This window comes from Luedemannella flava (genome assembly GCF_039528515.1).
Taxonomy (GTDB): domain Bacteria; phylum Actinomycetota; class Actinomycetes; order Mycobacteriales; family Micromonosporaceae; genus Luedemannella; species Luedemannella flava.
Genome location: NZ_BAAALT010000062.1, coordinates 1 through 8184, shown reverse-complemented (window position 1 = coordinate 8184; position 8184 = coordinate 1). Strand labels below are relative to the sequence as shown.

Below are 8184 nucleotides of genomic sequence, written 5' to 3'. Positions count from 1 at the left end.
GCGGGCTTCTTGTTGCCGCTCCCGTCGAACAGCAGCGGGCTCTCGTTGGAGCGCCAGGAGTCGCTGTCCCGCACGCCCCAGACGGTGATGCCGATGCAGCGCGGGACGTTCAGGCACGCCTGGGTCAGCCCGGCGTACTGGGAGGTGCTCGCGTTGGTGACGTCGACCTCGGTCAGCGTGACGTCGACCCCGAGGGCGGCGAAGTTGGACAGCGTCGTCTGGAAGTTACTGGGCAGCGAGCTGCCGCCGGTGAAGTGGGTCTGCAGGCCGACGCAGTCGATCGGTACACCACGGCTCTTGAAGTCCTGGATCATGCGGTAGACGCCCTGCGTCTTGCCGTAGCTCCAGTTCTCGATGTTGTAGTCGTTGTAGCAGAGCTTCGTGTCGGGGTCGGCCGCTCGGGCGGTCCGGAACGCGACCTCGATCCAGTCGTTGCCGGTGCTCTGCAGGTTCGAGCTGCGGCGGCTGCCGTCCTCGTTGAAGGCCTCGTTCACCACGTCCCACGCGGCGAGCTTGCCCTTGTAGTGGGCCATCACGCCGTTGATGTGGTTGATCATGGCGTTGCGCAGGGTGGAGCCGCTCATCGACTGCATCCACCCCGGCTGCTGGGCGTGCCAGGCCAGCGTGTGCCCGCGGACCTTCAGGCCGCGGCTGGTGGCCCAGTTGTAGATCTGGTCGCCGGCCGAGAAGTTGAACTGGTTCTGGTTGGGCTCGGTGGCGTCGGGCTTCATCTCGTTCTCGGCCGTGATCATGTTGAACTCGCGGCCGGCGATCGTGCTGTAGGTCGAGTCGCTCAGCCTGTTCGCCGCGATCGCGGTGCCGAAGTACCGGCCCGACTGGGCCGCCGCGGCCCCGAGCGTGGTGGCGGCCTGGGCCAGCCCAGGCACCAGCACCGCCGCGCCCGCCACGGCCAGCGCGGCCCCCGCGGCTGCCAGCAGCCGGTACCGGCCGCGTCTGTTCGTGCGTCTCATGAAAACTCCTCCCGGGGGTAAAGCGCGGCACTTATTGTCACGGCGGTGCATATAACTGTCAATCGATGTCAGCTAATGCTTGGCGGACAGCCATAATCATGGGAAACATCCCGGGGAGCTGGAGTGGTGCCGTGGTAAGCCCGTACGAGATCGAGGAGATCTTCCCCGACGTCGCGACCGGATCCGTCCGGCTACCGCGCCGTCAGACAGGGCCGTCGCCGCAGGGCCTGGCCATGACCCTGGTGGCCGACTACACGGTGGCCACCCGCGCCTGGCTGCCGTCCGCGGCGATCGTGGCGCTGCTCGGCGAGTCCGGGGTCACCACCGCCGGCGCCCGCACGGCGATCAGCCGGCTGGCCCGCCGGGGGGTCCTGGAAAGCCACCGGGACGGACGGAACAGTCACTACCGCCTGACCACGGCGGCCGCCAGCGACCTGTCCGCGGGCGGCGCGTGGATCGCCAGTTTCGGCACCCGGCCCGACCCCTGGGACGAGTGGTGGACGCTCGTCGCCTTCTCCCTTCCGCAGGAGGCGAACACGCAACGGCGCCTGTTGCGGGGGCAGTTGCGCTGGCTGGGCTTCGCGCCCCTGTACGACGGGCTGTGGGTGTCGCCGGACGTGCTGAACCCCACCGTCAAGGACCGGCTCCTGGCGGTCAGCGGCGGCGCCATCAGCGTGTTCCGGGCCACGCACGTGGAGATGCCGATCGCGACCAACCGCAACCCGATCGAGGCCTGGGACGTAGCCGCGATCGCCCGGCATTATGAAGCTTTCATCGGCCATTGGGAGCCACTGCTGCCGCGCGTCCGCGACGGCGCGGTCACCGGCGCCGCCGCGGTGCGGGCGCGCACCGAGATCATGGACACCTACCGCCGCTTTCCGATCCGCGATCCGCAACTTCCGGTCCAGCTGATGCCCGGCGACTGGCCGCGGGCGCGCGCACGTGCGGCGTTCGCGGGTGTCTACGACGGCCTCGCCGAACCGGCCCAGGATCACGTCCGCGCTGTCGTGGCGCGGTTCGGCGACCCGCATCCCGGCATCCGCGCGCACACCACCGCGGAGCTGGCGACCGGTTCCGGCTACGCCCCCGCGCCGGCGACCGGGCTCTTCCTGGAGACCATGGACGACGTGCTCGCTGACCCCTCGGGCACCACCTGAGGGCCGTCGAGCAGGTCCGCTACGGAGTGCGTGGCGACGTCGGGCGTCATGGTCCCCCCGCGACGGGCGACGGCCTCGGTGACGTGGGTCAGCGCCGCCCCGGCGAGACCGTCGTAGACGGCGACGAAGACCTCGCGGGCCCGCTCGCGCGGCCAGCCGGGGGGCATCAGGCGTTGCGGCAGGCGGGGATCGAGCACGACGAACTGCCGGTACGCGTCCATCACCTCGGTCCGCGTCCGCACCGCCTCCGGCCCCACGACGTCGCCGGCCCGCACGCGTGGCAGCAGCGCCTCCCACTGCTCCACGTAGGCCTGGTACTCGCCGGCGATGGCGGCGAGGTCCCAGGCGGCCAGCGGGTCGCGGGTCGCGATCGAGCCGAACTCCACGTGCCGCGCCCGGAACACGGTGATCGCACCGCCGGTGATGTCGGCGAGCTCGGTCGCCTTGCGGTCCGGTAGTTCCTGCGGCGAGACCCACAGGCCGTCGTACAGGATGGTGAAGCCCAACCAGCGCAGCCGCCCGCGCAGCGCGCGCCGCTGGGCGTCGCTGCCGTGGGGCAGCGAGAAGGCGACGACGGTCCACTGGCCGTCCCACGACTCAGCCTGGGTGGTGAACCCGGCCAGCGCGCGACCGCCGATGGACAGTGCGGTGGCCGCGGCGGTCGTCAGCCGGTAGGCGGTGCGCCGGCCGTGCTGGCGGCTCTCGAGGACGCCGCGGTGCGCGAGCCTGCTGATCGCGGTGCGGGCGTTGCCCGTGCTCACCCCCGCCTCGCCGAGCAGCTCCACGATCGCGGCCGAGGGCAGCCACCCGCGGGTCCGCAGGGTGTAGTCGGCCAGCAGGGTCACGGCCGTGTCCTGCGGCGATCCGCCGGTCTGGCGGCGGGGGAGCCGGACCGACTCGGTCGCGATGTCGGGCAGGACCGCCTCGAGGCTGAACGGGTTCACCGCATCACTGTGCCGTCTTGAGGCCTCTTTCGGCACATCAAGGTCTATCGATTGACATTTTCTGCGCCTTCGAGGACCTTAATTGAAACACATCACCAAGGAGTACCGATGAGAAAGAGACGCACCCTGGGCGCGGGCCTCGCCGCCCTCGTGACAGCGATCGGCCTGGCGGTCGTCGTGCCCGCCCTGACCCAACCGGCCGCCGCGGCGTCGCTGGTGCAGGTCACCAACTTCGGCAACAACCCGGGCGGCATGCAGATGCACGTCTACGTGCCGGACAACCGGCCGGCCAGGCCGGGGATCGTCGTGGCCATGCACGGCTGCGGCGGCTCGGGCCCCGGCTTCTACTCCGGCAGTGAGTTCGCCTCCCTCGCCGACCGGTACGGGTACATCGTCATCTACCCGAGCGCCCAGCAGCAGGCCGGCTTCGGCAAGTGCTTCGACACCTGGTCGGCGGCCGCCAAGGTGCGCGGCGGTGGCAGCGACCCCGTGTCCATCGTCTCGATGATCACGTACGTCCAGCAGCAGTACGGCGGCGACCCGAACCGGGTGTACGCCACCGGCAGCTCGTCCGGCGGCATGATGACCCAGCACATGCTGGCCCTGTACCCGGACGTGTTCAAGGCCGGCGCCTCCTTCATGGGCGTGCCGTTCGGCTGCTTCGCCAACGCCGCCGACTACCCGCCCGGGTCCAGCCAGTGCACCGGCGGGAACATGAACCGGACCCCGCAGCAGTGGGGCGACCTCGTCCGCGGCGCCTACCCCGGCTACAGCGGCTTCCGCCCGCCCATCCAGCTGTGGCACGGCACCGCCGACACGCTCGTGCCGTACTCGTTGCTGCAGGAGAGCGTCGACCAGTGGACCAACGTCTTCGGGCTCAGCCTGACGCCCACCACCACCGACACTCCCCAGTCCGGCTGGAACCGGCGCCGGTTCAATGACTCCTCCGGCACGAAGGTCGAGGCCATCGCCGTCTCCGGGGCCGGGCACAGCCTCCCGTCGGGCGGGATGGCGGCGTACGCCATCGCGTTCTTCGGGCTCAACAACACCACGCCGACCAGCGCGCCGGTGACCAGCAGCCGGCCGCCGACCTCGGCAGCGCCGACCTCGTCGCGCCCGACGTCGGGGCCACCCACGTCGGCGCCGCCCACGTCGGGGCCGGTCAGTTCGGCGCCGCCCACGTCGCGGCCGCCGGTCACCGGGACGGGCGGCTGCCGGGTCAGTAACGCCATCAACGCCTGGAACAACGGCCTCGTCTCCAACCTCACCATCACCAACACGAGCACCGCCGCGATCAACGGCTGGACGCTGACCTTCACGCTGCCCGGTGGCCAGACCATCACCGGCGGGTGGAGCGCGACCTACTCACCGACGTCGGGCCAGGTGACCGCGCGCAACGTCAGCTACAACGCCGCCATCCCCGCGGGCGGGTCCACGACGTTGGGCTTCCAGGCGACGCACACGGGCAACGCCGCGACACCCACCGCGTACTCGCTCAACGGCACGGCCTGCACCATCGGCTGAGCCGACGCCGGGGCGGTACGCGTCCGCGGCCGCCACGACCGACCGCGGCCGCCATCTCCCTCGCGGGGGTGGCGGCCGCGGCGTATGACCGGCTGGTCGTCAGGCGGCGGCGCAGGGGCTGCCGTTGAGGCTGAAGGCCGTCGGCGCGGCCGCGTTGCCGGTGTGGGTGGCCTGGAAACCGATGCTGACCGAGGCGCCGGGCGCGATGGTCGCGTTGTAGCTCAGGTTGGTCGCCGTGACCTGACCGCTGGTCGGGCTGTACGTGGCGTTCCAGCCGCCGGTGACGGTCTGCCCGGAGGGCAGCGTGAACACGAGCGACCAGCCGTTGACGGTGCTGCCGCCGGTGTTGGTGATCGTGATGCTCTCGGTCAACCCGGTGTTCCACGCGTTGACCGCCGCGCCGACCCGGCACGTCGCCGACCCGGTGACCGGCGGCCCTGACGTCGGCGCCGCCGAGGTCACCGGCGGCACCGACGTGCTCGGCCGGGTGCTGGTGGGTGCCGCGCTGGTGGGCGGGGCGCTCGTCACCGGCCGCGTGGTGGGTGCCGCCGTGGTCGGCGTCGGGCGCGCGTTGAGCCCCAGGAAGGAGATCGCGTACGCGAGCATGCCGGACTGGGGGAGGGTGTGGCCGGTGTTGGCGATGCTGATGCCCTCAACCGTGGCCTGCGTGCCGGTGTTGCCGTAACGCGTGCGCGTCCAGTTCGACTGCGGTCGGTCGGTGAACCCCGGCGTGGTGCCCAGGCTGTGGAGGTTGGTCCACTGCTTGATCTCCTCACCGAAGTTCGGGTACGCCAGCGTGGTGTCCGTACTGCCGTGCCACAGCTGGATGCGTGGGTACGCGCCGGTGTAGCCGGGGTACATGGCGCGGGCCGTGTCGCCCCACTGCTGGGCGGTCCTGATGATCGACCCGCCGGAGCACTGGCTGTTCCACAGCGAGCCGTTGGTCGTGGCGAAACACCCGGCGGGTACCCCGGAGAACGCCGAAGCGGCGGAGAACACGTCCGGGTACTGGGCGGCCAGGACGTTGGTCATCATGGCGCCGGAGGAGAACCCGCTGACCACGATGCGCCCCGGGTCGACGTTGTAGCGCTGACGGGCGTAGCTGACCATCGACATGATGCCGGTGGAGTCGCTGCCGCCGTTGCGCCTGAGCGCGGCGGCGGTGGACACGTCGAAGCAGCGCCCGTCCCGGGTCGCCTCGGGCAGCACGATGATGTACCCGTACTGGTCGGCGGCCGTCACGTAGTCGCGGCCGTTGCCGTTGAAGATGCCCGACGCCGACCCGCTGCAGTAGTGGACCAGGACCAGCATGGCCGGCCGGGACGCGACGTTGTTGGGCACGTAGAGGTACATGTTGAGGTTCGTCGGGTTGGTTCCGAAGCCCGTCACCTGGGTCAGCGATGCGGCCGCCGCCGGCCGCATCGCCAACAGGACCAACCCGCCGGCCAGCGGCACCAGCACCGCCGCCAGCACCGCACGCAGGATTCGTTTCATGGGGACAACCACTCTCCTTGAGGGGATGCTCACGCCGCCGCGCAACTGAGCGTCGGGACGTCGTTCGCGCCGGGCGCGGTGCCGATGAAACCGAACTCCGTACTCGCCCCGGCGCCGAGCGCGCCGTTGTAGCTGACGTTGCGGGCGGTGACCGTGCCGCTGCTGGCGCTGACCGTGGCGTTCCATGCCTGCGTGATGGTCTGCCCGTTGGCGTATCGCCAGGTGACGGTCCAGCCGCTGATGGCGCTGCCGCCGGCGGTGACCTTCACCGCCCCCTGGAACCCACCGGGCCACGAGTTGCTGATCGCGTACGTCGCGGTGCAGCCGCCGGCCGCGGCGCTCGTCCGCGGAGCGCTCGTGACGACCGCGCTGGTGACCGGGGCGCTCGTGACGACGGCGCTGGTGACCGGGGCCGTCGTGCGGGGCGGTGCGCTCGTGGTCGGGGCGCTGCTCGACGGCGTGGTCGTGCTGATGCTGCCCGGGACGGACTGCAGGGCGGCGTACCAGCGGGCGGCCATCTTGTCGTAGCCGTTCGCGGTCGGGTGGACGCCGTCGATCAGGTCGGACGTCGTCAATGCGCTGTACATGTCCACGAGGTGCACGCGCTTGCCCGCGTTGACCTTGCTCTGCACGATAGCGGGCAGCGCGGAGTTGAACGTGCGTACCGCGTTCGCCTGACCGCTGTTGGACAGCGTGATGATCTGCGCGACGAACACCTCGGCGTTCGGGGCGGTCGACGTGATGCGGTCGAGCAGCGTGGACAGCCTGCCCGGTGCGCCGGAGACGTTGTAGTTCTGCAGGATGTCGTTGGTGCCGATGTGCAGCAGAACGGTGCGTGGGGTGTACGTGCGCAGCCAGCCGACGATGTTGGCGTCGATCTGGTCGATGCGCCAGCCCGGGTGACCCTCGTGGTCGTGGTCCCCGAGGTTCGACGGCCCGTTGTACTGCGACCCGACGAAGTCGACCCGGTACCCGCCCGCGCTGAGCCGCTGCCACAGCCCGATCCGGGAGCCGCCGGGAACCTGGGTACCCTCGGTGATCGAGTCGCCGAGCGGCATGACCCGTACGCCGCCGTTGGACTCGGCGCTCGCCGTCGCCATGCCACCCGCTATCGCCACGGCCGCCGCGACCGCGAGAACGCCGGCGGCCAACCACCCGCGGTGCTGTCTCATGCTTCCTCCTTGTGAACGTTCACATCGCTCGTCGGCGCGCGCCGGTACGCAGCGGTTGTTTCGGCGAAGCTAGCTACGCCGACAAGGGCGAGTCAATTGATGACCATCTTTGTTTTCGGGTTATCCCGTGCCCGCCCGGACGGTGGGAGGATGCGCAGGCAGCGGTGACCGCAACCGAAATGTATCGGCGTGGTAATAGAAACTTTCCAGCCCGTGAATTCGTGGACCCGGGCGCCCGGCCAGTGCTTCACCAGCGGTGCAGCTGCTCGGGAACATTTCTCGGAAAAGTGTTATGTGGTCCGTTGACGCATGGTCGCGATGGGACATTAACCCACTGGCGGTCGGCTATGAAGCGACTATCGGCCCGCCCATTGTGGCGGTATCGCGAATGCGAATCCTTTGTGCCGCCCGGTCAGTGAGCCTCCGCACACTACCGACACCGTCGCGCGGACATCTTCCTGCCTGGCGGCTGCGTACCTACGCGCACCTCGTCGCGGCCGGCCGCCCGCCGCGGCTGACCATCGGCCCGTGGACTTACCACGGCGACACTCCGACGCTGTCCGGCTCAACGGGCGGTGCTCAAGGTTGTGCGCACCGTGCCGCTGTCGTCATACCCCCACCCCGCCGGTCGACAGCATCTAATTGCATCGATTGACAGTTCTGTGTGTCGCGAAGACACTATGTGTCGCATGTCTCCGGCGGCAGCTGGACACCCCTGCTGCACGCCGCCCTGCACACCTTAACTACGGCGCATGTACTTCTAAGGAGTCGTCATGAGACGCACGAGCAGACGGGGCTGGTACCGGCCACTGGCGGTCGCGGCAATCGCGCTGACCCTGGTGGGCACGGCGGTGATCGTGCGGGGCGTGGCGCAGGCTGCCACGACCGCCGGCTGTGGCAAGGCCCCGCTGGCGAGCGGCAC

General features: G+C 70.1%; 6 protein-coding genes. 2 read left to right on the top strand and 4 right to left on the bottom strand.

All coding sequences use genetic code 11. From position 1 onward, the window contains the following. The coding region (locus ABD211_RS12685; RefSeq protein WP_344129841.1) for a glycoside hydrolase family 10 protein at positions 1-971 on the bottom strand (971 nt) is incomplete at its 3' end. Positions 972-1102: 131 nt separating this feature from the next. On the opposite strand from ABD211_RS12685, the gene ABD211_RS12680 reads away from it, so the two are divergent. Continuing rightward, positions 1103-2128: a PaaX family transcriptional regulator gene (locus tag ABD211_RS12680; protein ID WP_344129838.1), complete on the top strand. Its 1026-nt coding sequence runs from the start codon at positions 1103-1105 to the stop codon at positions 2126-2128. On the opposite strand, the gene ABD211_RS12675 is transcribed toward ABD211_RS12680, so the two are convergent. Further along, a complete protein-coding gene (locus ABD211_RS12675) occupies positions 2050-3072 on the bottom strand; it encodes a PaaX family transcriptional regulator (protein ID WP_344129835.1) in 1023 nt (340 codons plus the stop codon). The two genes, ABD211_RS12680 and ABD211_RS12675, sit on opposite strands and share 79 nt — an antisense overlap. 108 nt (positions 3073-3180) lie before the next feature. Here ABD211_RS12675 and ABD211_RS12670 point away from each other — a divergent pair, with 108 nt between their 5' ends. Further along, complete coding sequence (locus ABD211_RS12670; protein ID WP_344129832.1) at positions 3181-4596, top strand: extracellular catalytic domain type 1 short-chain-length polyhydroxyalkanoate depolymerase; 1416 nt, start codon at positions 3181-3183, stop codon at positions 4594-4596. A gap of 99 nt (positions 4597-4695) precedes the next feature. Here the strand turns inward: ABD211_RS12670 and ABD211_RS12665 are convergent, their stop codons facing one another. Together ABD211_RS12665 and ABD211_RS12660 are read right to left on the bottom strand one after the other, a co-directional pair. Continuing rightward, complete coding sequence (locus ABD211_RS12665) at positions 4696-6090, bottom strand: extracellular catalytic domain type 1 short-chain-length polyhydroxyalkanoate depolymerase (protein WP_344129830.1); 1395 nt, start codon at positions 6088-6090, stop codon at positions 4696-4698. A 29-nt stretch (positions 6091-6119) separates the two neighbouring features. Further along, a complete protein-coding gene (locus tag ABD211_RS12660) occupies positions 6120-7262 on the bottom strand; it encodes a cellulose binding domain-containing protein (RefSeq protein ID WP_344129827.1) in 1143 nt (380 codons plus the stop codon). Positions 7263-8184: the final 922 nt, after the last annotated feature.

What these genes read in the sequence shown, in the direction of transcription:
- ABD211_RS12670 (WP_344129832.1), top strand. Translation starts at nt 3,181, where the DNA reads ATGAGAAAGAGACGCACCCTGGGCGCGGGCCTCGCCGCCCTCGTGACA.
- ABD211_RS12665 (WP_344129830.1), bottom strand. Translation starts at nt 6,090, where the DNA reads ATGAAACGAATCCTGCGTGCGGTGCTGGCGGCGGTGCTGGTGCCGCTG.
- ABD211_RS12660 (WP_344129827.1), bottom strand. Translation starts at nt 7,262, where the DNA reads ATGAGACAGCACCGCGGGTGGTTGGCCGCCGGCGTTCTCGCGGTCGCG.